This window comes from Nocardioides salsibiostraticola, assembly GCF_054783655.1.
In genome coordinates, this window is sequence record NZ_BAAGQD010000025.1 from 381,857 (window position 1) to 405,578 (window position 23,722).

Below are 23,722 nucleotides of genomic sequence, written 5' to 3' on the forward strand. Positions count from 1 at the left end.
CCCCGCGCCACGACGTCCGATCCGGGAGGAAACCCTGATGACTGACCCGATCACTGACCTGATCACTGACCCTCCCCAACCGCTGGGGGCCTTCGGGTTCCCTGCGGGCTTCCTGCTCATCGACGCGAGCTCCGAAGGATCCTCACCAGTCGCGGCAGCGCGCGCGGAACTTCTCGCAGGTCGACGACCGGTCACCTGGCCCGATGAGTTGCGGGCGCTCGAGTTGACCCACGCCGACGACCTCGATGGCGCCCTGGCCTACTACGCCGGGGTGACGGCCGCCGATCCGACGGGTTTCTTCAACCGCTGGGTAATCGATCCGCACAGTGCCTCGGTGGACGAGGTCCGCGCGGCCCTTCCGCCGGAACTGGCGCCGCTGGTCGACGTGGTCGGCTATACGACAGGCCACTCGGGACCGCCGAGCGCAGACGTGACCGGGGTGGCCGCCGAGGTCGCGGCGCTGGTGCTGGCTACCCGCGCCACCCTGCTGCTCGAGCAGGGGGACCGCATCGAAGCGGCGCGCGGCCTGGCCGCTGGATCGGACCTGGCAGGAGGCTCTTCGCCGGCACTAGCCGCCGTCCTGCTCGGGAACGCCGGAACCCTGCTCGCCGAAACCGGTGATCCCGCTCTCGCTGATCAGGCCGAGGAGTTCTTGGCCGCTGCCTGCGCTGCCCTGAGTGGAACCGACCTGGGTGACGTACACGCTGCACTGCTCTCCCAACGGGGAAGCCTGGCGCACGAGGCCGCGGCCTCGGGTCGGGGCGACGAGATCGATCTCCTCAAAGCCGCGATGCAGCACTACTACGACGCGCTCCACCTCGTCACCGAGACCAGCGACCCTCTGTTGTGGGCCGGGCTTCAGATGAATCTCGCGATCGCCCACCTGGCCTCGCCGATGACGATGGCCTCGGACCAACTGCGTCTGGGGATCGCCACACAGGCGTTGCGCGCCTGCCGGCGGGTGTACACCCCGCAGGAGCACCCCGGACCGTGGTCGACGGCCACCCTCAACCTGGCCAACGCCTTGATCTACACGCCCTCGACCCACCAGGGGGACAACCTGGTCGAGGCGGTCGAGTTGTACGAACTGGTCCTCGAGTCAGGTATCCGGGGCCAGGACCCCCTCGGGCGGGCCAGGCTCCTCTCCAACCAGGGCAATGCCCTGGCCCACCTCGGGATGTTCGACGTGGCCCGCGGCAAGTTGGTGGAGGCCAGGTACGTCTTCGAGGAGCAGATGGACCACGACTCGGCTGGCGCCGTGCGGTCCCTGCTCGATGAGTTGGCCAAGGCCGAGGCCGCCAACGCGGCCGAGCACCGAGCCGACCCGATGCAGGAGTTGGCCCGACAGGCCGAGCAGATGGGACGGATGCCCCAGACCGATGCGGCTTTCACCTCAGGGATCGGTCTTCAACCCAACGCGGACAGGGGAAGCCTCGCAGGCGATCAGGCTCAACCGCCTCGCAAGCCCACGGTGACCCGGCTGCCGGCCACCCCCGCAGGAAGTGACCCGCGATGACACAACTCTCCGAACGCCCGATCATCGACCTCGATGTACTCGCTGGCGACCTCGATGAGGCGATGGTCAGCGTTGCGGCTCTCGAGCCCGAGGCGCGCCAGAGCGTGACGGCGGCCGTCGATGCGCTCAACGCCCTGCACAAGGCGGCGTTGACGACCGTCGTACGACGGCTCAAGGACGACCCGGCGGGGAAGCCGATTCTCTTCGACCTCGTCGATGAACCCGACGTCCGGATGATCCTGTCCCTCCACGGCCTGATCCGGCCCGACCTCGGCACCCAGGTCCAGCAGGTGCTCACCGGGGTCCGGATCGCGCTTCAGTCCCATGGTGGGGACGTCGAGTTCGACAGCGTCCGGGACGGGATCGTCTACGTGCGCCTCGAGGGCGCCTGCAACGGCTGCTCGATGGCCTCGGTCACGATGCGCGACGGCGTCGAGAAGGCACTGGTCGAGGGAGTTCCGGGGATAACCGGTGTGGAGGTCCTCCCCAACGAGCCGACCCCCACGCTGATCCCGCTCTCCGAGATCGGGTTCGGTCCGCCGGGTGTGAGCGTTCACGGCGCCGGAGACTCCGAAGAGGACCTGGTGGGGGCCGGGTGGTGTCCGGCTTTCGCCGTGGACGAGATCGAACTCGGCCAGCTGCGGGCCATCACCCTGAAGCCGGAGGGACGGCCGACCGTGGAGGCGATCGTCGTCAACGCTTCGGGACAGCTCACCTCCTACCTCAACTCCTGCGCTCATCAGGGACTCCCGCTCGACGACGCCGAGGTCGACTCGGCCACCGGATCGATCACCTGTCCGTGGCACGGCTTCTGCTACGACGCGGGGACCGGTGAGTGCACGTCGATGCCAGGAGCACAGTTGGAGCAGTTGCCGCTGCGGATGGAAGAGGGTCGGATCTGGATCCGACCGGGCGGATGATCGCGCAGTGAGAGTCCAGATCCTCACCACCGGGTCCACCCATAGCGGCGTCGTGCCCGGCTTCGGCCGACCCGACACCGAGGAGTCTCCGCCTACGACGTACGGCGGGTGGCGGCCCCGCGCGGTGCTCGGGGCCGAGTCGCCCGGCGGGCTACTGCTGCCGCCGGCGATGCCGACCGCGGCCCACATGTATGCACCCCGAGCGGTGTGGACCGACGGTGAGCGAATCATCTGCGCCGACACCGGCAACCACCGCGTACTGATCTGGAACCAGGTGCCGACCACGAGCGGGGTGTCGGCCGACGTCGTCCTCGGTCAGACCGACTCCCACTCCGAGGGACCGGCCGCCGGCGGCGTCGGACCGGCCAACGGAATGAACCTGCCCACCGGGGTCCTCCTCCACGAAGGCCGCCTCCTCGTCGCCGACGCCTGGCACCACCGGATCCTGATCTGGGACACCCTGCCGTCGCAGACCGGCACCCCACCGGATCACGTGTTGGGTCAGCCGGATCTGGAGTCCACCGAACCCAACGCCGGTGGTGAACCGGATGCGACCACCTTCTACTGGCCGTTCGGCATCGCGATCATCGACGGACGCTTCCACGTCACCGACACCGGGAACCGGCGGGTGCTGATCTGGTTCTGCCCGATCCCGGAGCCCGGTCAGCCTGCGGACGTGGTCCTGGGACAACCCGACGAGCGTGGGCGCGAGGAGAACCGCGGCGTGGGGGTCGGCGCGGACTCGTTCCGGTGGCCCCACGCGGTCACCGCCACGGGTAGCGGAGGCCTGTGGGTGGCCGACGCAGGGAACCACCGTCTGCTGCGCTGGGATGTCGCACCTCTGGGCGATGGCCCGGCCGACGCAGTACTCGGGCAGGACGACTTCTCCGGGAGCATGGAATTCCCCTACATCTCACAGGCCGGTCGACTGCGCTTCCCCTACGCGGTGTGCTCGGTCCCCGGGAGCTTGGCCGTGGCGGACACGGCCAACAACCGGGTGCTGATCTACGAGGTCGGCGGGGACAACCTCGACGTCATCCACGACCGCACACCCGACGTGGTGCTGGGACAGCCCACGGCCGCAGCCAACGGTGAGAACCGGTGGGAGTCGGTGGCCGGCGACACGCTCTGCTGGCCCTACGGGTTGGCCTGGCACCAGGGCCAGGACAGCGAGATCATCGCGATTGCCGACTCCGGCAACAACCGCATCGTTCTGTGGGAGCGAGCGTGACGAGCCGGGTGGAGGCCAGTGTGTCGGGCGTGAGCGCGCGCAGGATCCTGGTGACCGGGGTCGTCCAGGGCGTCGGGTTCCGACCCCACGTGCTGAGCATCGCCCGGGCTCTCGGTCTGGCCGGCACCTGCCGCAATGACGCGACCAGCGTCATCATCGACATCGAGGGGGAGTCGGACCTCATGGACCGCTTCCGGGGTCTGCTGGTCGACCACGCCCCACCCCTGGCGCGCATCCTTAGCGTCGAGGAGGCCCCTGCGACACCGAGTGGCGCCACCGACTTCACCATCGTGGAGTCGACCGCAGCGACCGGAGCCCGCACGTTGGTGCCACCCGACACCGCCGTGTGTGCCGACTGCCTGACGGAGATGAACGACCCCGACGACCGACGCTTCCGGCACCCCTTCATCACCTGCACCCACTGCGGGCCGCGGTTCACCATCACCCTCGACCTGCCCTACGACCGGCCCGTCACCACGATGGCCGGCTTCGAGTTGTGCACCTCCTGCGCGCAGGAGTACGCCGACCCCGAAGACCGCCGTCACCACGCGCAACCGATCGCCTGCCACGACTGCGGTCCACGCCTGTCGCTGACCGCCGCGGACGGCACGGTGCTGGCCACCGGCGCCGAGGACTCGATCCGCGCCGCCGTGGCCGCCCTACGAGCCGGCGCGATTTTGGCCATCAAAGGCATCGGTGGCTACCACCTGGCGTGCGACGCCACCTCCTGCACGGCAGCCACGGTCCTGCGCTCCCGCAAGCAGCGCCCCGACCAGCCGTTCGCGGTGATGGTCCGCGACCTGGCCACCGCGGAGTCCCTGGTGGAGGTCGGCTCCGCTGCGCCGATCCTGACCGGACCCGAACGACCCATCGTCATCTTGCCGGCGAGGCCGAACGCGCCGGTCGCCGCGTGCGTCGCGCCGGGTCTGGACGAACTCGGTGTGCTGCTGGCGTACGCGCCGGTGCATCACCTGCTCTTCGCCGATCTGCCCGACGGATCCCCCGGTGCCCCCGAGGCCTTGGTGATGACCTCGGGCAACCTCTCCGGGGAACCGTTGTGCTTCCAGGACGCGGACGCGCTCGTCCGCCTGGGACGGATCGCCGATGTGTTCCTCGTCCACGACCGCGAGATCGCCGTACCGTGCGAAGACTCCGTGGTGGCCTGGGACGCCGGCGCATTGGAAGGCGATCCGATTCCGGTACGGCGTTCGCGGGGCTACGCGCCCCTCCCGGTCGGCCTCGGTGGAAGCGCCACTCAGACCGTCATGGCCGCAGGTGCAGAGGTGAAGAACACCTTCGCCCTGGCGCGGGACGGCCTGGCCTTCGTCTCCGCCCACCTCGGTGACCTGGGAACTTTGGAGAGCCGGATCTCCCACCAGCGCGCCACCGCCCAACTTCTCCGCTTCCACCGGTCCTCACCCGATCTCGTGGTCGCCGACCGGCACCCCGGCTATGCCTCGCGGGCCTGGGCGAAACAGTTCGCGCAGGACCTCGGGGTACCCCTGTTGGACGTGCAGCACCACCACGCCCACCTCGCGGCGCTGGCCGCCGAACACGGCCGGATGGACGAGCCGATCCTCGGGGTGGTCTTCGACGGCACCGGATACGGCTGCGACGCCTCGATCTGGGGTGGTGAGTTCCTCCTCCTCGGCTCCGGGGGTACGACGGCCACCCGGGTCGGACACCTCGGCCCGGTCCGACTACCCGGCGGAGACGAGGGCGTGCGCAACCCGGTGCGTACCGCAGCGCTGGCAATGCTGTCGGCGGGCGCGGAACTCGCCGGGACCCCGGTGGACGCCTGCCTCAGTGACCTCGAGCGGAGCATGCTCCCCGGGCTCCTGCGGACCGGCGTCGGGGTGGAGACCACCAGCAGCGTGGGCCGGCTCTTCGACGTCGTCTCCGCGATGCTCGGGGTGCGGGCTCGCACGACGTACGAGGCCCAGGCCGCCATCGAACTGGAGGCGGCGGCCCGGCGCTGGCGAACCGCGCACCCGCACGCCAGTGTTCCTGACCTGCCGCTCCCACAAACGACTGCCACGACCGGCCTTCCGAGTCTCGATCCCGACCCGTTGGTCCGGGAGTTGGCGCTGCGTCAACGTGCCGGGGCCGAGGCGGGTGAGTTGGCCTACGCCTTCCACGTGGCGCTCGCTGCTGCCGCCACCGAGTTGGCGGTCGACCTGGCCCGAGGCGCGGGCGCCTCGGTGATCGGACTGACGGGCGGCGTGTTCGGCAATCGCTTGTTACTCGGTGTGATGAGGGCCATGATCGGTGAAGCGGGCCTCGAGCCGCTGCTCCACCGGGTGGTTCCGGCCAACGACGGAGGCCTGTCGCTGGGCCAAGTCGCCATCGGCGTCCGCACGCTGGGGAACGGGGGGAACTGACCATGTGTCTGGGAGTTCCGGGGCTGATCACCAGAACGTGGCTGGCCGCGGACGGTCAGGTGCTGGCCGACGCCGACTTCGACGGCGAGGTGCGCGTGATCCGTCTGAACTACCTGCCCGATCTCGCGGTCGGCGACTACACGATCGTGCACGCCGGGTTTGCGTTGAACCGCCTTGACCCGGATGAGGCCCACCGCACGCTGAACCTGATGCGGGAGGTCGGTCTCCTCGACACCGTCTCGGATCCCCGGGTCCCACCGGAACCCAGTCTTGCTCTCGATCCCGCAACCGCCACCGCCGAACAGAGGAGAACCTGATGTGCCTAGCAGTCCCCGGACGCGTCTTGTCGGTCCACACCAAAGACGACACGACGATGGCCCAGGTCGATTTCGGCGGCCTCCAGAAGGAGGTGTGTCTGGAGTACATCCCTGACATCGAAGTGGGGGAGTACGTCGTGGTCCACGTCGGATTCGCCATCCAGCGACTCGACGAGGCCTCGGCCATCGAAACCCTGGCGAACTTCGAGAAACTCGGGATCCTCGAGCAGGAGTTCGGCGACGGCTGGGAGCAGGCCCGAGCCTCTTTGGAGCACGTGGGAAGTGGGATTACATGAAGTATCTCGACGAGTTCAGCAACCCCGACCTGGCCAAGAAGTTGGTCGACCAGATCCACGCCGCCACCACCCGGCCCTGGGCGATGATGGAGGTCTGCGGCGGGCAGACCCACTCGATCATCCGCCACGGCATCGATCAGTTGCTGCCCGAGGGCGTGGAGATGATCCACGGGCCCGGCTGCCCGGTGTGCGTCACGCCCTTGGAGTTGATCGACCGTGCCCTGGCGATCGCTGAGCAACCGGGCGTCATCTTCTGCTCCTTCGGCGACATGCTCCGGGTCCCGGGGAGCGATAAAGACCTCTTCCGCATCAAGTCCGCCGGCGGCGACGTACGCGTCGTCTACTCGCCGATGGACGCGCTCAAACTGGCGCAGGAGAACCCGGACAAGCAGGTGGTGTTCTTCGGGATCGGCTTCGAGACCACGGCGCCCGCGAACGCGATGACGGTCTTCCAGGCGAAGAAGCGTGGCATCACCAACTTCTCCCTGCTCGTCTCCCACGTCCTGGTGCCACCGGCCATCGCGGCGATCATGGAGTCGCCGGATTGCCGGGTGCAGGGCTTCCTCGCCGCTGGGCACGTGTGCAGCGTGATGGGAACCTCGGAGTACCCCGCGCTTGCGGAGAAGTACCAGGTGCCGATCGTGGTCACCGGTTTCGAACCCCTCGACATCTTGGAGGGGATCCGTCGCACCATCGTTCAGTTGGAGGAGGGACGCCACGAGGTCGAGAACGCCTACGCCAGAGCCGTCACCGACGCCGGAAATCTCCCGGCCATGGAGATGCTGCGCGACGTATTCACCGTCAAGGACCGCACCTGGCGGGGGATCGGCAACATCCCCCAATCCGGGTGGGGTCTGTCGGAGAAGTACGCCGACTTCGACGCCGAGACCCGGTTCTCGGTGACCGACATCCACACCGAGGAGTCGGCGTTGTGTCGCTCCGGTGAGGTGCTGCAGGGGTTGATCAAGCCGCACGAGTGCGCGGCGTTCGGCAAGGAGTGCACCCCACGTAACCCCCTGGGAGCGACGATGGTTTCCTCCGAGGGAGCCTGCGCGGCGTACTTCACGTATCGACGCCTGGAGTTGGTGGAGTCCTGATGGCTGATCGCGAAGCGAAGAACGACCTCGACTTCGACGGCTGGACCTGTCCGCTTCCGCTGCGGGACACCCCGACGATCGTGATGGGGCACGGCGGTGGCGGGGCGATGTCGGGCGAACTCATCGAGAATCTCTTCCTACCCGCCTACGGGGGAGCTGCGCGCGCGGAGTTGGGCGACTCTGCCGTGCTCGAGATGCCGCCCGGCCGGTTGGCCTTCTCAACCGATTCGTTCGTCGTCAAGCCGATGTTCTTCCCCGGCGGCTGCATCGGTGACCTTGCTGTGAATGGAACGGTGAACGATCTGGCCATGTCTGGGGCGGTCCCGCTCTACCTCTCCACCGCGTTCATCTTGGCCGAGGGCACCGCGATGTCGACGATCGGTCGGGTGGCCACTGCGATCGGCAAGGCCGCCGAGGTCGCCGGGGTCCAACTGGTCACCGGGGACACCAAGGTCGTCGATGCGGGTTCGGGGGACGGCATCTACATCAACACGTCCGGGATCGGCGTGATCCCCGATGGGGTTCACATCGGCCCGGAGCGCGCCCAGGTGGGTGACGCGGTCCTGGTCAGCGGCGATCTCGGCGTGCACGGCATGGCGGTGATGAGTGTGCGGGAGGGCCTCGGTTTCGGGACGACCATCGAGTCCGACTGTGCGCCGCTGCACCTGCTCGTGGCGGACATGCTGGCCACGGGGGTCGACGTACGCGTCCTGCGAGATCCGACCCGTGGCGGGGTGTCGGCCACCCTCAACGAGATCGCGTCGGCCTCGGGCGTGGGAATCGAACTGGTCGAGAGCGACCTCCCGATCCCACCGGAGGTCAAGGACGCCTGCGGGCTGTTGGGCCTGGACCCACTGCAGGTCGCCAACGAGGGCAAACTGTTGGCCATCGTGCCGGCCGCGCAGGCCGACGAGGTGTTGGCGGCGATGCGGGCCAATGCGGTGGGCGCGAACGCCTGCCGGATCGGAACCGTGGTCGCCGAGCATCCTCGGATGGTCGTGGCCCGGACTGGGTTGGGCGGCACGCGCGTCATCGACCTCCCGATCGGCGAGCAACTGCCCCGGATCTGCTGAGCGGCGGTGTCGGCACTAGGGGCCCTGCGGTTCGCGCGGTACGCGTTCCCGCCCAACGAGTTGGGGTACTGCGGACCCGCCGGGGCTCGGGAGATGCTGGTCCCCGGAGCGATCCGCGAGATCGAGGCGCGGGCCCGCCGGTTCGAAGGTGCCTGGGTCTACCTGGAGTTCTTGGCCGAAGCGTTCGGTGACGACGACCCGTTGTCCGAAGCGGTCGTCGAGGCCTACTGGATCGGGACCGACGCCCTGGAAGACGTGGCATCCGACGTGCTGGTCGAACGGTTGCGCGAGCGGTTCGTGGGGCAGTACGGCGGCACCTGGCAGGACGCGTCATCGCGGGCACTGGCTCATCACAGCTTCCAGGTCTTCGAGGTCTACCCCTGGGCGGGGATGCTGGTCGCGGGACTACCGCCCGGTCCCGCCGTCTCGGTGTTGGACCGGTGCCGGGTGCGGACCGGGACCGTGACCGCGGTCGAGGGGGAGTGGATCACCGCGACGACACGCCTCCTGGAGTGGTCGGGTTCGGCGCTGGCCCCTGCTCCGCTGGGGGTGGAGCGGGCCCGGTGGGCGGTAGACGGCTTGGGGCTGATGGACGCTCCGACTGTGGGTGACGTGGTCGCCCTGCACTGGGATTGGGTGTGCGACGTACTCACGGTCGAGCAGGCGACCCGGATCGAGCGGCTGGAGGAGCGGGCGCGAGAGGTGGTGGCATTATCGGCGCCGTGACTCACTTCGGCGACCATCAGTCCCTGATCTACCTCAACGGCATGTTCGCGGGACAGGTCCCCGAGATCACCACCAACCTCGCGGAGTTGGAGAGCCACGCTGCTGCGGTCCTCGCGCCCGAGGCGATGGGGTACGTCGTACCCAGCGCCGGAGGTGGTTCGACGGCGCGGGCCAACGTCGCCGCCTTCGAGCGGTGGCGGATCGTGCCCCGCATGCTGCGCGACCACGCGGTGCGGGATCTCTCGACCACGGTGCTGGGGACCGACCTGGCCGCTCCGGTGATGCTGGGGCCAGTCGGCGTACAGACCCTGGCGCACCCGGACGGCGAGTTGGCGTCGGCTCGAGCGTCGACCGAGATGGGCCTGGCCTACGTCCACTCCACCCAGGCGAGTCACTCGATCGAGCAGGCGGCGGAGGCGTGTGGGGACGGGGCGCGGTGGTATCAGCTCTACTGGCCCAGCGACCCCGACCTCTGCCTGAGTTTCCTGAATCGGGCCAAGGCCGCTGGCTACACCCACCTCGTGCTGACCGTGGACACCACCCTGCTCGGCTGGCGGCCCGCCGACCTCGACCGCGGGTTCCTCCCGTTCCTGGCCAACCAGGGGATCGCCAACTACACCACCGACCCGGTCTTCAACGCCCGTCTGGAGCAGCCCGCCGAGGAGGACCCGGGCGCTGCGGGGGCTGCGTTCGCCGCCGTCTTCCCCAACCCCGGTCTCAGCTGGGACCAGCTGGGGTTCCTGCGCGAGCACTGGGACGGCCCGATCCTGCTCAAGGGGATCCAGCACGTCGACGACGCGATGCTGGCCCGCCAACACGGGGTCGACGGGATCGTGGTGTCCAACCACGGCGGTCGCCAGGTCGACGGGGCGCTGGCCTCCCTCGACGCGCTGCCCGCGATCGCCGAGGCGGTCGGGGACGACCTGACCATCCTGTTCGACTCCGGCATCCGTACCGGAGCCGACATGTTCAAGGCCCTGGCGCTGGGCGCCGACGCGATCTTCCTCGGCCGCCCGTACCTCTACGGCCTCGCCCTGGGTGGCCAGGCCGGCGTCGAACACGTGCTGCGTTGCCTACTGGCCGAGCTGGACCTCACCCTCGCCGGTGCCGGGTACTCCAGCCACCACGAGCTGACCCCCGACTCCCTGGTCGTCCGCCCGGGTTGATGGTCGGCCTGGGTTGATCGGTGAGTCGGCGCTAATTGTCGAACTAGCGCCGACTCGGGCCGTTTCCGGCGTCAAGTTGCGCCGACTCGGCGATTACCAGGTGTCGACGGGACGCCGACTGCCGACGAGCTGACCCTGGGAGGCGGCCGCGCCCAGCACCGAGGCGAGGATGTCCCGGGTCTCGGCAGGGTCGATGACGTCGTCGATCTCGAAATGACGGGCCACGTTGAGGGCGGTCGAGTGCGCCTGGGCGTACGCCGTGAGCTCACGGACCTGCTGCTCACGCTCGTCGTCGTCCTCGATCGCCGCCAACTCCTTGCGCATCGAGAGCCGAACGGCACCCTCGAGACCCATCGCCCCGAGGTGGGCACCGGGCCAGGCGAGAGTCATCAGGGGTTCGTGGGTGCTGCCACCCAGCATCGCCTGCGCCCCGAGGCCGTAGCCGCGGCGGAGAACCACCCCGACCATCGGCACCGTGAGGTGAGCCCCGGCGACGAGCAGGCGTGAGGTGTGGCGCACCAGTCCGGTCCGCTCCGCGTCGGCGCCGACCATCATCCCGGGGGTATCGACCAGCGAGATCACGGCGAACCCCCAGGAGTCGCACAACTGCAGGAAGCGGGCCGCCTTGTCGGCGGCGTCGGCAGTGATCGCACCGGCCATCGACAGAGTCTGGCTGGCCACGAACCCCACCGGTCGACCCTCGATGCGTCCGAGCGCCGTGACGATCTCGGGCGCGAAGGACTCGCGCAACACCGTGACCGAGTCGTCGTCGGCGAGGGTCTCGATGATCGGCACCACGTCGTACGACGTCCGCTCGCCCTCGGGGATCGCCTCCCGCAGCCAGGTCTGATCCGGGGCGGTCCACGTGGCCTGCCGCCCCTGGAAGTAGCCCAGCAGGCGTCGGGTCACCTCGATCGCCTCGTCGTCGTCGGCCACAGCGACATCGACCACCCCGTTGGCCGTCATCACGTCCAGCGGCCCGACCTCGCGGGCGTCGATCTCGCCGAGGCCCCCACCGGCGATCATCGCGGGTCCGCCCATCCCCAGGGAGGCGCGCGGGGTGGCCACGATCAGGTCCGAGCAACCGGCGATGACGGCGTTGCCCGCGAAGCAGTTGTCGTCGACGACTGCGATCCGCGGCGACCTGCCGGACAACCGTGCCCACGCTGCGAACGTGGTGACGTCCAGGGCGGAGACCAACGGCAGATCCGTGTCCCCGGGGCGTCCGCCACCGCCGGCCGCGAAGAAGACCGTGGGCAGGGCCAGTCGTTCGATGATGTCGAAGAGGCGGTCGGTCTTACGGTGACCACGCATCCCCTGGGTCCCGGCCATCACCAGGTAGTCGTAGGAGAGCACCGCGCAGGCCGACTGCTCGCCGTACTGCGCCTCCCCGATCTTGGCGAGGCCGCCCACGATCCCGTCCGCGACGGTCCGGTCGAGCAGATCGTCGAGGTCGCGGCGCTGCTCCTGCCCGGCGGTGACGTAGCGGCCGTACTCGACGAAGGTGCCGGGGTCGACGAGGTCTGCGATGTGCCGGCGGGCGCTGCGTCCACCGGCCGCCGCACGCTTCGCGACCGCCTCGGGTCGGGCCGCGTCCTCGGTCAGTGCGCGACGGGCCAGGAGGTCCAGGAGTTCGGGGCGGATCGACATGGACTGACCCTAATGGCCGGGTCGCGACCCCGATTCGCTGCGCAAGGATGTGCGGATCATCGCTCGACTTGGCATACTCCGGGGGGTTGCAACGCGTTGATAACGAAACCTGGGGGTGGACACATGATGCGACGGATTGTCTCGCTGATCGCTGTGGCCATCAGCACGCTCCTCCTGTCCTCGATCCTGGTCGGCTTCGCAACTGCCGAGACCGGTGAACTCGAGGCCAAGCAGGTCACCACCGTTCTGAACGGTCAAGAGGCGTTGCTGACCCTGCCCGCAGGCGACGGCACCCCCAAAGGCCTCGTCCTGTTCTTCCACGGCCAGGGCGGCACCGCGAGCAACAAGATCGAGGAGCCCTGGCTGGAGTCGCTGAGCCGCAACGGGTTCGCGATCGCCTCCGGCGACCTCCACGTCACCTCCTGGGGCAACGCGGCCTCGACCGAGGACGTGCGCAACCTGATCGACTGGGCCGAGGCCGAATCCGGCCTCCCGGTCAGCGTGTGGGTCTCCGGATCCATGGGCGGCGCGGTCTCGTTGAACGCGATGAACTTCGGCATCGAGGCCCCCACGTGCTGGTACGGCGTGAAGCCGGCCATCTCCCTGACCCAGATGGACAAGGTTCCCGGCGGCCCGGGCTACATCAAGAACGCCTACGCCGGTCGCGTCCCGCGCGAGCGTGACCCCATCCGCAACCTCGAGTCGCTGTCCATCGCGACCCGCTACCGCGTTGTGGCCTCCCCCGACGACCACTGGGTGCTCTACGACCAGAACGCCGGCCCGCTCATCCGGACCCTGCGCGAGAACGGCGCCGCGGTGTCGCTGCTCGAGGCCGAGGGCCTGCACATGGACCCCTCGCACTTCAACAACTTCGACGTCGTCGACTTCGCCAACTCGTGCGTCGACGCCGGCTTCGGCACCGCGTCCGCCTCGGTGCGCTAGACCTCTAGCAGGCTCTTCGACGCCAGGAACCGGTCGATCTCGATCCGGATGGCGACGCGTGCCGGGTTCTCCCGCGGCACGCGGTAGCGCGCGGCGTACCGCTCGCAGGCTCGCGCCACCGACGCCGCGTCGCTGACCACGACCCCCGTGCCCTCGACGGTGGACCACCGGGGGCCGTCGACCTGACAGGCCGCGACCGGACCCGGCTCAGCCAGATGACGTGCCTTGACCGAGGCCTGCGACGTGATGACCCACGCGCAGCGCTCCTCGTGATCCAGCGCCACCCCGACGGGTACGACGTGAGGTCGGCCGTCGGCCCGCACCGTGGTCAGGGTGCACAGGTGGCGCACGGTCCAGAAGTCCAACAGAGTTGGAGGGAAGTCATCCCAGCCGGGGCGCCACGAGGTCATGGGTCGCAGATTACGGCGCCTCAGATCCAGCGCTCGAACCAGACCCGGTCCAGCCACTCCGACTTGGTGAGCAGTTCGTTGGTCCAGATCGGCCAGAACCACGCGAAGTTGATCAACGCCAGAACGAAGAAGGACCCCGCGACGATCACCCCGATCGTCCGCCTCCGGGACGGCGACCGGGAGGGTCCGATGATCCGGCCCAGCGTCAGGGTCAGAGCGATGATCAGGAACGGCAGGATCGCGATGGCGTAGAAGAGGAAGATCGGCCGGTCGTCGTACTGCAACCACGGCAGCCACGTCGACCCCGTGCCGACGACCGCCAGGCCGAACCGCCAGTCGCGGGCGCCGAGCCACCGGGTGACCGAGTAGAGCAGGGCGAGCACGCCGCCCCACCAGATCATCGGGTTGCCGATCAGCAGCACCTGACGGATGCAGTCGCTGCCCTCGGGGGCGTCACAGCCGCGGGTGCCGGGCTCGATCCCGGTGTCCGCCGCGACCCCGACCGGGCGGTTCAGCAGCAGCCACCCCAGGGGGTCGGACTGGTAGTTGTGGGTCGAGCAGTTCAAGAAGTGGGCGTGGAAGTTGTAGAGGTCCTGGTGGTAATACGCCAGCGACCGCAGGGACTGGGTGACCTCGCCCAGACCGCTCGCGTCCGGCTCGCTGGCCGTGGACCACTCCTTGTCGTTCAACTCGTTGTCGGGTTCACCGTCCTCGGTGCAGCCGACCTCGCTGGCGAAGCGGGTGTACTGCGTGGAGGAGAGGTTCTCCTCGTACTCCCCGGCGTGGACCAGCCACCCGGTCCAGGTGGCGACGTACACCATGAAGCCGACGACCACGAGGTAGCCGAAGGCGGGCAGTCCGTCGGTGACCGCGGACCGGACCACGGCGTACCGCACCCCCACGGCGCGCCGGGCGCCGGCGCTCCACAGCCAGGTCAGGAGCCCGAAGGCGGCCAGCGGGAAGATCGCGGTCCACTTCGTGCCGAGGGCCAGCCCGAAGCTGATCCCACCCAGCAGGAGCCACGGCCGCCACAGCAGCCCGCGGACGGGCCCCCACGACCGAGCGGAGCGTACGACGCCGTCGACCGGCTCGAGCAGCCGCTTCAGCCGGGCTCGCATCCAGTAGCGGTCGTTGACCACACAGGTGACCCCGCAGAGCATGAAGAAGGCCAGGAAGATGTCGAGCAGGGCCAGCCGGGACAGCACGAAGTGGAGGCCGTCCAGGCTCAGCAGCAGACCGGCGACCAGCGAGAGCGTCAGCGACCCGGTCAGCCGCAACGCCAGCCGACACATCACCAACACCATCAACGACCCGACGACGGCCGCGGCGATCCGCCAGCCGAACGGATCCATCCCGAAGGCCTTCTCGCCCAAGCCGATCAGCCACTTGCCGACCTCCGGATGCACGATCAGCGACGGGTCGTCGGCCCAGATCCCGCTGGTCCGCCCAGCGAGGATCGCGTCGTTGATGTCCTGCTTGCCCATGCCTTGGTTGGCCAAGGTCTCGGGGTAGTTCAGGACGTACCCGTGGTTGACCAGCGACCACCCGTCCTTGGCGTAGTACGTCTCGTCGAAGGCGAACCGGGCCGGGGACCCGAGGTGGTAGAGCCGCAACAGGAAAGCGAGCACGGCGACCCCGATGGCGGCGGCCCAGGCGAACCACCGGCGCTCGGTGATCCGGGTCCGCACGTCCGAGGTCACCCCCGAAGATTACTCGCGGTTGGTGGGGCCGCGTACGGGGCTGACATGATCGAGACGTGACTGACCACGGGACCGACCAGGGAGCGGGGTACGGCGTCCTGGTCCTCGCCGCCACCCCGATCGGTCGGGTCTCGGACGCACCACCGCGGCTGGCCGAGGAGTTGGCGACCGCTGCGGTGATCGCGGCCGAGGACACTCGCCGCCTGCGACGACTCACCACGGACCTGAACGTGCAGATCACCGGCCGGGTCGTGTCCTACTTCGAGGGCAACGAGGTTGCCCGCACCCCGTCGCTGGTCGAGGCGTTGCTGGCGGGCGAGCGGGTCCTGCTGGTCACCGACGCCGGTATGCCGTCCGTCTCCGACCCGGGCTACCGCCTCGTCGCCGCCGCCGTCGAGGCCGGGATCACCGTCACCTCCGTCCCGGGGCCCTCCGCGGTCCTGACCGCGCTGGCCGTCTCCGGACTCCCGGTGGACCGGTTCTGCTTCGAGGGGTTCCTGCCGCGCAAAGCCGGGGAACGGTCCCGCAGACTCGCCGGTCTGCTCCACGAGGAACGCACCATGGTCTTCTTCGAGGCACCTCACCGCACCCAGGCGACCCTGGCCGCGATGGCCGAGACCTGGGGTCCGACCCGTGCGGCGGCGGTGTGCCGAGAACTGACCAAGACCCACGAAGAGGTACGCCGCGGTCCGCTCCCCGAGCTCGTCACCTGGGCCGCGGAGAAGGAGGGCGGCGTCCGGGGTGAGGTGACCATCGTGGTGTCGGGTGGTTCGCCGGTGGTCGAGATCGGGCAGGATGCCGAGAGCCTGCGAGCCGCCGTGGCGGAGCGCGAGGAGATCGGGATGACTCGAAAGGACGCGATCGTGGAGGTGGCGAAGGTGGCGGGTGTGCCCAAGCGTGAGGTCTATCAAGTGGTGCACGTCGGATGACCTCCCCGGAGGCGAAGCGGACCTTCGGTGGCCGGTTGACCACGTTGCGGCACGACGGTCTGGCCTTCGACGTCTTCGACCAGGGCCCGCTCGACGGTGAGGTCGTGGTGCTGCTGCACGGGTTCCCCGAACGCAGCACCTGCTGGCGGGATGTGGCGCCCCAGCTGCACGCCGCGGGCTTCCGAACGGTGGCCATGGATCAGCGCGGCTACTCACCTCGCGCACGGCCCCGACGGCGCCGGGACCACAGCGTCACGCACCTCTCCGACGATGTGGCGGCCCTGATCGACGCCGTCGGCGGACCGGTGCACCTCGTCGGACACGACTGGGGCGCGGTCGTGTCCTGGGTGGTCGCGCAAAGATTCCCGGATCGTCTGCGGACGCTGACCGCGGTGTCGGTGCCACACCCCACGGCGTACCTCCGCTCGACGGTGACCTCGCGACAGTTCTTCAAGTCGTGGTACGTCCTGGCCTTTCAGATCCCACGGCTCGCGGAGTGGCTGGCCAGCCGCCACGGCGGGTTCATGGAGAAGCTGCTGCGGACCTCGGGATGGTCGGTCGCGGAGGTCGAGCGCTTCCGCACCGAGATCGTGGAGTACGGCGCGATGCGGGGTGGCCTGAGCTGGTACCGCGCGCTCCCCTTCGCCGACCGTTCGCTGCTGGCCACCAAGGTCGGTGTCCCCACGACGTTGGTGTGGAGCGACGGGGACAACTTCGTGGGCCGCGAGAGCTGCGAACGCAACGAGGAGTTCGTGACGGGGACCTATGAGTTCGTGACCCTCGCGGGTGTCAGTCACTGGATCCCCACCCAGGCCCCCGACGCCTGCGCCGAGGCGATCCTCGAACGCATCACCGCATGAGCGCCCAGGACCGTTCCCCGGCACCGGAGCCGTTGCCGCACCCCGTCGTGGACAACCACTGTCACCTCGACATGGGGCGCGGCGAGGATGCCTGGGATGTGCCGTCGGCGCTGGCCGCAGCAGCAGCCGTCGGGGTGCCCCGGATCGTGCAGATCGGGTGCGACCTGGCCGGCTCGGCGTGGGCGGTCCAGGCCGCGGCGACGTACGACGCCCTCGTGGCCGGGGTGGCCCTGCACCCCAACGAGGCGCCCCGGTTGGCGGCGCTCGGTGAACTCGACGACGCGCTCGCCGAGATCGAACGGTTGGCCGGGTCCGGGGACCACGTGCGCGCAGTGGGGGAGACCGGGTTGGACCACTTCCGCACCGGCGAGGAAGGCCGCGCCGCGCAGGTGGAGTCGTTCCGCCGCCACATCGACATCGCCAAGCGACTCGACAAGACCCTGGTCATCCACGACCGCGACGCCCACGACGAGGTCTTGGCGGTCATCGACGAGGAGGGCGCCCCCGATCGTTGGGTGATGCACTGCTTCTCCGGGGACGCCGACGTGGCCCGCCGCTGCCTGGATCGAGGGGCCCATCTGTCCTTCGCCGGGACAGTGACGTTCAAGAACGCCCAACCTCTGCGCGACGCCCTCGCGATCGCCCCGCAGGACCGGGTGCTGGTGGAGACCGATGCGCCGTACCTGACCCCGATGCCGCACCGCGGTCAGACCAACTTCAGCTACCTCATCCCGTTGACCATGCGCGTGATGGCGCAGGTGCGTGGCGAGGACCTCGAGGAGCTCTGCCGGGCCGTGGACGCCAATACGGACGCTGCATTCGGCGGTTCCTGGTAGGACCTGTTAGTGCACCCGGCGCGTGTTCCTGCTCACCCGTAACCCGCGAGGGCATGGGCCTTCACGGCGAAATCACACCCAAATGGGGGTCCGGGGTTTGCCAATCCGCGTTGCGGGCTGGTCTGGTGGTCTCACATCCAAGGCCGGGATCGGGGGAACGATCTGACCGGCGCGCTGTGGTGGCTGACTCAAGAGCCTCCCGCGCCGTAGCCCCGTGGCCCGGAAAGACCGACGTACGGAGATTGTGTGCCCAGCACTGGACACGGACCGATTGCCCGCCTGCTCAACAGCAAGAAGCTGCTCATCGGATTGGTGAGCGTGGTTGCCCTGGCTCTCGCCGGGACGACCGTCGGCTACGCCTCGATGGGCACCAATGTCGTGCTCTCGGTGGACGGCTCGGAGGAGCAGCTCTCGGTTCGCGCAAGCACCGTCGCCGACGTGCTGGAGGCGGAGGGCATCGAGGTCACCGACCGCGACATCGTCGCGCCCGCACTCGACGAGGAGATCGTCGAGGGGAGCCGCGTGAACGTGCGCTACGCCCGCCCGCTCGAACTGACCGTCGACGGGGTCACCACCACCCACTACGTCACCTCCACCGAGGTCGACGGGGCGCTCGGCGAGATCGGCAAGTCCTTCGAGGACTCCCGCCTCTCCGCCAGCCGGAGCCTGGACATCGACCGCGGCGGCCTGGACCTCCAGGTCATCACGCCCAAGACGCTGAAGGTCAAGCTCGGCGACAAGAAGCAGAAGAAGCAGACCATCGTCGCGCTGACCGCGGCCGACGCTTTCGCCATGCTCGGCGTGAACCCCGACGGCAACGACAAGGTCCGCCCGGCGCTCGACAAGACGCTCAGCGACGGCGACACCCTCATGTTCTCCGACATCAAGGTGACCAAGAACAAGGTCAAGAACCAGACGATCCCGTTTCGCACGGTGGAGAAGCAGGACGACTCCGCGTTCGTCGGTGACAACGAGGTTCTCGATGAGGGCCGCGTGGGTCTGCGCAACGTCACCTACCGCGAGGTCTTCCGCGACGGCAAGCGCACGATCCGCCGCGAGCTGACCGCCAAGGTCACCCGCCAGGCCACCGACCGCGTGGTCAGCGTGGGCACCAAGGAGAAGCCCGTCGAGCCCACCCCGGCCCCGAACTTCGCCAGCGGCGGGACCGTGTGGGACAGCCTGGCTCAGTGCGAGTCCGGCGGAAACTGGTCGATCAACACCGGCAACGGCTACTACGGCGGCCTGCAGTTCAACCCCGGCACGTGGCGCTCCTACGGCGGCACCGGCCTGCCGCACCAGAGCTCGCGTGAAACGCAGATCGCGGTCGCCACCCGACTGCGCGACGCCTCCGGCGGGTACGGCGCCTGGCCGGGCTGTGCCTCGAAGCTGGGACTTCCCAGGTAGCCACTACGGTTCTCCACGTGAACACACCTCCCGCCGGCCCGAGACTCCTCGGACCGGCGGAAGTGCGTTCGCTCGCCGCTCGGCTCGATCTACGGCCCACCAAACAGCGCGGCCAGAACTTCGTCATCGACGCCAACACGGTGCGCCGGATCGTGCGGGAGTCCCGGGTGGGACCCACGGACGTGGTCCTCGAGGTCGGGCCCGGCCTGGGATCGCTCACGCTGGAACTGCTGGGTGTCGTGGACCGGGTCGTGGCCATCGAGCTGGACGAACGGCTCGCTGGGCTGTTGCCCGAGACGATCGCGGAGTACGCCCCGGCGTACGCGGATCGTCTCGAGGTGGTGACCGCCGACGCCCTGCGGGTCACCTCGGTCCCCGGGCCGGGGCCGACGGCGTTGGTGGCTAACCTGCCCTACAACGTCTCGGTGCCGGTGCTGCTGCACCTGATGGCCCTGCTGCCCAGCCTCGAACGGGGCCTGGTGATGGTGCAGGCCGAGGTGGCCGACCGGCTCGCCGCCAAGCCAGGTTCCAAGGTGTACGGCGTCCCGTCGGTCAAGGCCGCCTGGTACGCCGACGTACGCCGGGCCGGGTCGATCGGTCGCAACGTCTTCTGGCCCGCGCCTCAGGTCGACTCGGGACTGGTGGCGTGGACCCACCGGGATCCACCGGTCACCGACATCCCGCGCCAACGCGTGTTCGCGGTCATCGACGCCGCATTCGCCCAGCGCCGCAAGGGACTGCGAGGGGCTCTGAGAGAGTTGGCCGGGTCGACCGAGGCCGCCCAGGCCGCCCTGGAGCGGGCCGGGTTGGATCCGTTGGCTCGTGGAGAGTCACTCGGGATCGGGCAGTTCGTCCGGATCGCGGAGGAACTGCAGGTCGACGCTGCCGGAACGTCGAGTGGAGGGGAGGGAGGATGACGATGAAACGATCGATGGACACCATCCGCGTGCGCGCCGCCGCCAAGATCAATCTGCACCTCGGTGTGGGAGCGCCGCGAGCCGACGGCTTCCACCCCCTCACCACCGTCTATCAGGCCGTGGGCCTGTGCGACGACCTCACCGCGACCGAGGCCGAGGGCGAGTGGTCCGTGGGCGTCGCCGCCGCCGATTGGATCGACGAGACCACCGTGCCGTTGACCGGTGGGAACATCGTGGACGCCGCGGCCCGGCTGCTGGCGGCCCACCACGGCCGCGAACGCTCCGGCCGGGTCGAGATCGACAAGGCCATCCCCGTCGCCGGTGGACTGGCCGGCGGATCCGCCGACGCAGCCGCGGCCCTGGTCGCCCTCGATCGCCTGTGGGGGGTTGAGACCACCGACGAGGACCTGCTGAGGCTCGGTGCCGAGCTGGGGAGCGACGTACCGTTCGCCCTCGTCGGGGGTACGGCGCTGGGCACCGGCCGCGGTGAGATCGTCGAGTCGGTGCCCGACCACGGCACCTGGTGGTGGGTGATCGTCCCGGACTCCGAGGGGTTGTCCACCCCGGAGGTCTACCGCCACTTCGATCGTCTTTTCCCCGACGCGCCCGCGGTGCCGCCGCGGGCCACCGATCTGCTCAAAGCGGTCGCCGCCGGCGACCCCTACGCCTTGGGGCCGTTGCTCTACAACGACCTGCAACCCGCTGCCCTCGACCTACGTCCGGCACTCGAGGAGTTGATCGCGAGGGGCCAGGATCTGGGCGCCTTGCGCGGCCTCGTGTCCGGATCGGGTCCGACGGTGGTGTTCCTGTGTGAGTCGGCCGACGCTGCCCGCGAGGTGGCGGGTGGCCTCCAGGCCGATGGACGCCCCGTCGTCCTGGTGGCCAACGGTGCCGTCGCCGGCGCACACGTCGTGATCTGAATGAAGAACCGAGTGGAGAACTCATGGTCAACCTGCTGAATCTCGAACGCGTCTCGAAGTCCTACGGCGTCCGCCCCCTCCTGACCGACGTGTCCCTCGGGCTCGCGGTCGGTGAGCGGATCGGCATCGTCGGTCGTAACGGGGACGGCAAGACCACCTTGTTGAAGGTGATGACCGGTCAGGAGGAACCCGACTCCGGCCGGGTCTCGCAGACCCGCGGCATCCATATCGGCTACCTCCACCAGGGCGACGAGCTCAACGACACCCACAGTGTCCGCGAGGCCGTCCTGGGCGGCATGGACGACCACGAGTGGGCGGCCGACTACACCACCCGGGAGATCGTCGAGGTGCTCCTCGCCGGGGTCGCCCTGGACCGACCGGTCGACGGGCTGTCCGGTGGCGAGCGTCGACGCTGCTCCCTGGCCGCGCTGCTGCTCGGGGACCACGACCTGATCGTGCTCGACGAGCCCACCAACCACCTGGACGTCGAAGCCGTCGCGTGGTTGGCCAACCACCTCAAGAAGCGGGCGTCCGCGATGGTGGTCGTCACCCACGACCGGTGGTTCCTCGACGAGGTCTGCCAGTGGACCTGGGAGGTCCACGACGGGGTCGTGGACGCCTATGAGGGCGGGTACGCCGCCTTCGTGCTCGCCAAGGCCGAGCGGACCCGTCAGGCCTCCGCGACCGAGCAGCGCCGGCAGAACCTCGCCAAGAAGGAGTTGGCCTGGTTGCGCCGCGGTGCTCCGGCCCGTACGGCGAAGCCCAAGTTCCGCATCGAGGCCGCCAACGCCCTGATCGAGGACGTCCCGCCGCCGCGGGACCGGCTGGAGTTGCAGAAGTTCGCCACCCAGCGCCTCGGCAAGCAGGTCATCGACGTCGAGGACGTGGACCTCCAGCGCGGGGAGCGCAGTCTGCTGACGCAGGCGACCTGGCGGATCGGACCGGGAGACCGGATCGGGCTGATCGGGGTCAACGGAGCAGGCAAGACCTCGGTGCTCTCGCTGATCGCCGGCACCCTCGAGCCGTCGGCGGGGAAGGTCAAGCACGGCCGCACCATCGCGATGCGGCACCTGACCCAACAACTCGACGACCTCGACCCCACCATGCGGGTGCTGCCGATGGTCGAGTCGTTCCGTCGGGTCGTGAAGACCAAGGACGGCGAGGTCAGCGCGACCTCGATGCTGGAACGGTTCGGCTTCACCGGCGACAAGCTGACCGCCCGGATCGGGGAACTGTCCGGCGGGGAGCGTCGCCGCTTCCAGCTGCTGATGCTGCTGCTCGAGGAGCCCAACGTGCTGCTCCTCGACGAGCCCACCAACGACCTGGACATCGACACCCTCAACGTCCTGGAGGACTTCCTCGACGCCTGGCCCGGCACCCTGATCGTGGTGAGCCACGACCGGTACTTCCTCGAGCGCGTGACCGACTCCACCTGGGCGCTGCTCGGCGACGGGCAGATCTCGATGCTGCCGCGCGGGGTGGAGGAGTACCTCGAGCGACGGGCCGAAAGCCTCGCTGCGGAGGCCGCCGCCGACAGCCCGAGCCAGGGGGGCGGCGTACCCACGAACTCGAAGAAGGCCAAGCCGGGCAGCGCCGAGGAGCGCGCCGCCAAGAAGGCGGTGAACCGGATCGAGAAGCAACTCAAGCGGATCCTCACCACCGAGGCCGAATTGACCACCGAATCGGCCGCGGTGGCCGCAGCGGGGACCGACTTCGACCGCCTCGGCGTACTCGGCGGCCAGCTGAAGTCCCTCGCCGAGGAACGCGAAACCCTCGAGCTGGAATGGCTGGAGGCCACCGAACTGCTGGAATGAAAGGTAGTCCCTGACGTTTATGCGACGACACGCCGTCAAAGTTCGCACAAACGTCAGGGACTACCCCGGTGGTTCATCAGGCGTAGGGCGCGAGCAGGGACCGCAGCAGGTCGGCCAGGCGACGTTGGTCGCGGGTCGGGAGGTCGGCGAGTAGGACGGCCTCGGCGCTCAACAGACCTTCGAAGGCCTCGTCCACGGCGGTGCGACCCTCGTCGGTGAGGCGCACGATGACGCCGCGCCGGTCGTCGGGGTCGGGGTGTCGTTCGACGAAGCCGCGTCCGGCGAGGCGGTCGACCCGGTTGGTCATCGTGCCGCTGGTGACGAGGGTTTCGCGCAGGAGGCGCCCCGGCGAGAGTTCGTACGGCGCCCCCGCGCGTCGCAGCGCCGCCAGCACGTCGAACTCCCAGGACTCCAGGTCCCGGGCGGCGAAGGCCTCCCGGCGGGCCAGGTCGAGGTGGCGGGCCAAGCGGTGGATCCGGCTGAAGATGGCCACCGGCCCGAGATCGAGATCGTCCCGCTCATGAGCCCAGGCCGCGACCAGCGCGTCGACCTCGTCGTCCTGGGTGCCCACCATGGGAACGAGTCTAGCGAAGGGCATCGAGATTCTTGACCCCGCT

22 protein-coding genes are annotated in these 23,722 nt (G+C 69.2%); 18 read left to right on the forward strand and 4 right to left on the reverse strand.

All coding sequences use genetic code 11. The annotated features are described in order from the left end of the window. Positions 1-37 precede the first annotated feature (37 nt). The 10 genes from ACYVLV_RS14115 to ACYVLV_RS14160 are packed head-to-tail and all read left to right on the forward strand — an operon-like array spanning position 38 to position 10,723. Entirely contained in the window at positions 38-1,516 is a 1,479-nt protein-coding gene (locus ACYVLV_RS14115) for a hypothetical protein (RefSeq protein WP_460810869.1), read from the forward strand. Beyond that, positions 1,513-2,436 (forward strand): NifU family protein, encoded by a 924-nt coding sequence (locus tag ACYVLV_RS14120; RefSeq protein WP_460810870.1) that lies wholly within the window; start codon positions 1,513-1,515, stop codon positions 2,434-2,436. The genes ACYVLV_RS14115 and ACYVLV_RS14120 overlap by 4 nt, the downstream gene beginning before the upstream one ends. Before the next feature lie 7 nt (positions 2,437-2,443). Then, on the forward strand, positions 2,444-3,667 hold the full coding sequence (locus tag ACYVLV_RS14125; RefSeq protein ID WP_460810873.1) for an NHL repeat-containing protein: 1,224 nt from the start codon (positions 2,444-2,446) through the stop codon (positions 3,665-3,667). 29 nt (positions 3,668-3,696) lie between these two features. Next, on the forward strand, positions 3,697-6,048 hold the full coding sequence (gene hypF / locus ACYVLV_RS14130; RefSeq protein ID WP_460810874.1) for a carbamoyltransferase HypF: 2,352 nt from the start codon (positions 3,697-3,699) through the stop codon (positions 6,046-6,048). Between the two features lie 2 nt (positions 6,049-6,050). Further along, on the forward strand, positions 6,051-6,365 hold the full coding sequence (locus ACYVLV_RS14135; protein ID WP_460810876.1) for a HypC/HybG/HupF family hydrogenase formation chaperone: 315 nt from the start codon (positions 6,051-6,053) through the stop codon (positions 6,363-6,365). Beyond that, on the forward strand, positions 6,365-6,661 hold the full coding sequence (locus ACYVLV_RS14140; protein WP_460810877.1) for a HypC/HybG/HupF family hydrogenase formation chaperone: 297 nt from the start codon (positions 6,365-6,367) through the stop codon (positions 6,659-6,661). The genes ACYVLV_RS14135 and ACYVLV_RS14140 overlap by 1 nt, the downstream gene beginning before the upstream one ends. After that, on the forward strand, positions 6,658-7,758 hold the full coding sequence (gene hypD / locus ACYVLV_RS14145) for a hydrogenase formation protein HypD (protein WP_460810878.1): 1,101 nt from the start codon (positions 6,658-6,660) through the stop codon (positions 7,756-7,758). The genes ACYVLV_RS14140 and hypD overlap by 4 nt, the downstream gene beginning before the upstream one ends. Beyond that, positions 7,758-8,831, forward strand: coding sequence for a hydrogenase expression/formation protein HypE (gene hypE / locus ACYVLV_RS14150; RefSeq protein ID WP_460810879.1), 1,074 nt, complete (start codon positions 7,758-7,760; stop codon positions 8,829-8,831). Before hypD ends, hypE begins: the two co-directional genes overlap by 1 nt. A 6-nt stretch (positions 8,832-8,837) precedes the next feature. After that, positions 8,838-9,557, forward strand: a complete 720-nt coding sequence (locus ACYVLV_RS14155) for a DUF6390 family protein (RefSeq protein WP_460810880.1) — start codon at positions 8,838-8,840, stop codon at positions 9,555-9,557. Next, positions 9,554-10,723: a lactate 2-monooxygenase gene (locus tag ACYVLV_RS14160; protein ID WP_460810881.1), complete on the forward strand. Its 1,170-nt coding sequence runs from the start codon at positions 9,554-9,556 to the stop codon at positions 10,721-10,723. The genes ACYVLV_RS14155 and ACYVLV_RS14160 overlap by 4 nt, the downstream gene beginning before the upstream one ends. Positions 10,724-10,816: 93 nt before the next feature. Here the strand turns inward: ACYVLV_RS14160 and ACYVLV_RS14165 are convergent, their stop codons facing one another. Continuing rightward, a complete protein-coding gene (locus tag ACYVLV_RS14165; protein ID WP_460810883.1) occupies positions 10,817-12,373 on the reverse strand; it encodes an acyl-CoA carboxylase subunit beta in 1,557 nt (518 codons plus the stop codon). A 123-nt stretch (positions 12,374-12,496) separates the two neighbouring features. Between ACYVLV_RS14165 and ACYVLV_RS14170 the strand changes: the two genes are divergently transcribed. Next, complete coding sequence (locus ACYVLV_RS14170; protein ID WP_460810884.1) at positions 12,497-13,315, forward strand: alpha/beta hydrolase family protein; 819 nt, start codon at positions 12,497-12,499, stop codon at positions 13,313-13,315. Here the strand turns inward: ACYVLV_RS14170 and ACYVLV_RS14175 are convergent. Together ACYVLV_RS14175 and ACYVLV_RS14180 are read right to left on the reverse strand one after the other, a co-directional pair. Next, positions 13,312-13,725 (reverse strand): pyridoxamine 5'-phosphate oxidase family protein, encoded by a 414-nt coding sequence (locus ACYVLV_RS14175; RefSeq protein ID WP_460810886.1) that lies wholly within the window; start codon positions 13,723-13,725, stop codon positions 13,312-13,314. The genes ACYVLV_RS14170 and ACYVLV_RS14175 overlap by 4 nt on opposite strands. A 20-nt stretch (positions 13,726-13,745) precedes the next feature. After that, entirely contained in the window at positions 13,746-15,425 is a 1,680-nt protein-coding gene (locus ACYVLV_RS14180; protein WP_460810888.1) for a dolichyl-phosphate-mannose--protein mannosyltransferase, read from the reverse strand. Positions 15,426-15,481: 56 nt separating this feature from the next. Between ACYVLV_RS14180 and rsmI the strand changes: the two genes are divergently transcribed. The 7 genes from rsmI (at position 15,482) to ACYVLV_RS14215 (ending at position 23,105) form a co-directional block, all read left to right on the forward strand. Further along, a complete protein-coding gene (rsmI, locus tag ACYVLV_RS14185) occupies positions 15,482-16,354 on the forward strand; it encodes a 16S rRNA (cytidine(1402)-2'-O)-methyltransferase (protein ID WP_460810890.1) in 873 nt (290 codons plus the stop codon). Further along, on the forward strand, positions 16,351-17,214 hold the full coding sequence (locus ACYVLV_RS14190; RefSeq protein WP_460810892.1) for an alpha/beta fold hydrolase: 864 nt from the start codon (positions 16,351-16,353) through the stop codon (positions 17,212-17,214). Before rsmI ends, ACYVLV_RS14190 begins: the two co-directional genes overlap by 4 nt. Continuing rightward, positions 17,211-18,050: a TatD family hydrolase gene (locus tag ACYVLV_RS14195; protein WP_460810894.1), complete on the forward strand. Its 840-nt coding sequence runs from the start codon at positions 17,211-17,213 to the stop codon at positions 18,048-18,050. Before ACYVLV_RS14190 ends, ACYVLV_RS14195 begins: the two co-directional genes overlap by 4 nt. 246 nt (positions 18,051-18,296) lie before the next feature. Next, positions 18,297-19,454, forward strand: a complete 1,158-nt coding sequence (locus ACYVLV_RS14200; protein WP_460810896.1) for a transglycosylase family protein — start codon at positions 18,297-18,299, stop codon at positions 19,452-19,454. A gap of 17 nt (positions 19,455-19,471) precedes the next feature. Beyond that, on the forward strand, positions 19,472-20,371 hold the full coding sequence (gene rsmA / locus ACYVLV_RS14205; RefSeq protein WP_460810897.1) for a 16S rRNA (adenine(1518)-N(6)/adenine(1519)-N(6))-dimethyltransferase RsmA: 900 nt from the start codon (positions 19,472-19,474) through the stop codon (positions 20,369-20,371). Further along, positions 20,368-21,291, forward strand: coding sequence for a 4-(cytidine 5'-diphospho)-2-C-methyl-D-erythritol kinase (locus tag ACYVLV_RS14210; protein WP_460810898.1), 924 nt, complete (start codon positions 20,368-20,370; stop codon positions 21,289-21,291). The genes rsmA and ACYVLV_RS14210 overlap by 4 nt, the downstream gene beginning before the upstream one ends. A gap of 23 nt (positions 21,292-21,314) precedes the next feature. Next, entirely contained in the window at positions 21,315-23,105 is a 1,791-nt protein-coding gene (locus ACYVLV_RS14215; RefSeq protein WP_460810899.1) for an ABC-F family ATP-binding cassette domain-containing protein, read from the forward strand. A gap of 76 nt (positions 23,106-23,181) precedes the next feature. Here ACYVLV_RS14215 and ACYVLV_RS14220 read toward each other — a convergent pair whose 3' ends face one another. Further along, a complete protein-coding gene (locus tag ACYVLV_RS14220) occupies positions 23,182-23,679 on the reverse strand; it encodes a MarR family winged helix-turn-helix transcriptional regulator (protein ID WP_460810900.1) in 498 nt (165 codons plus the stop codon). Positions 23,680-23,722 lie beyond the last annotated feature (43 nt).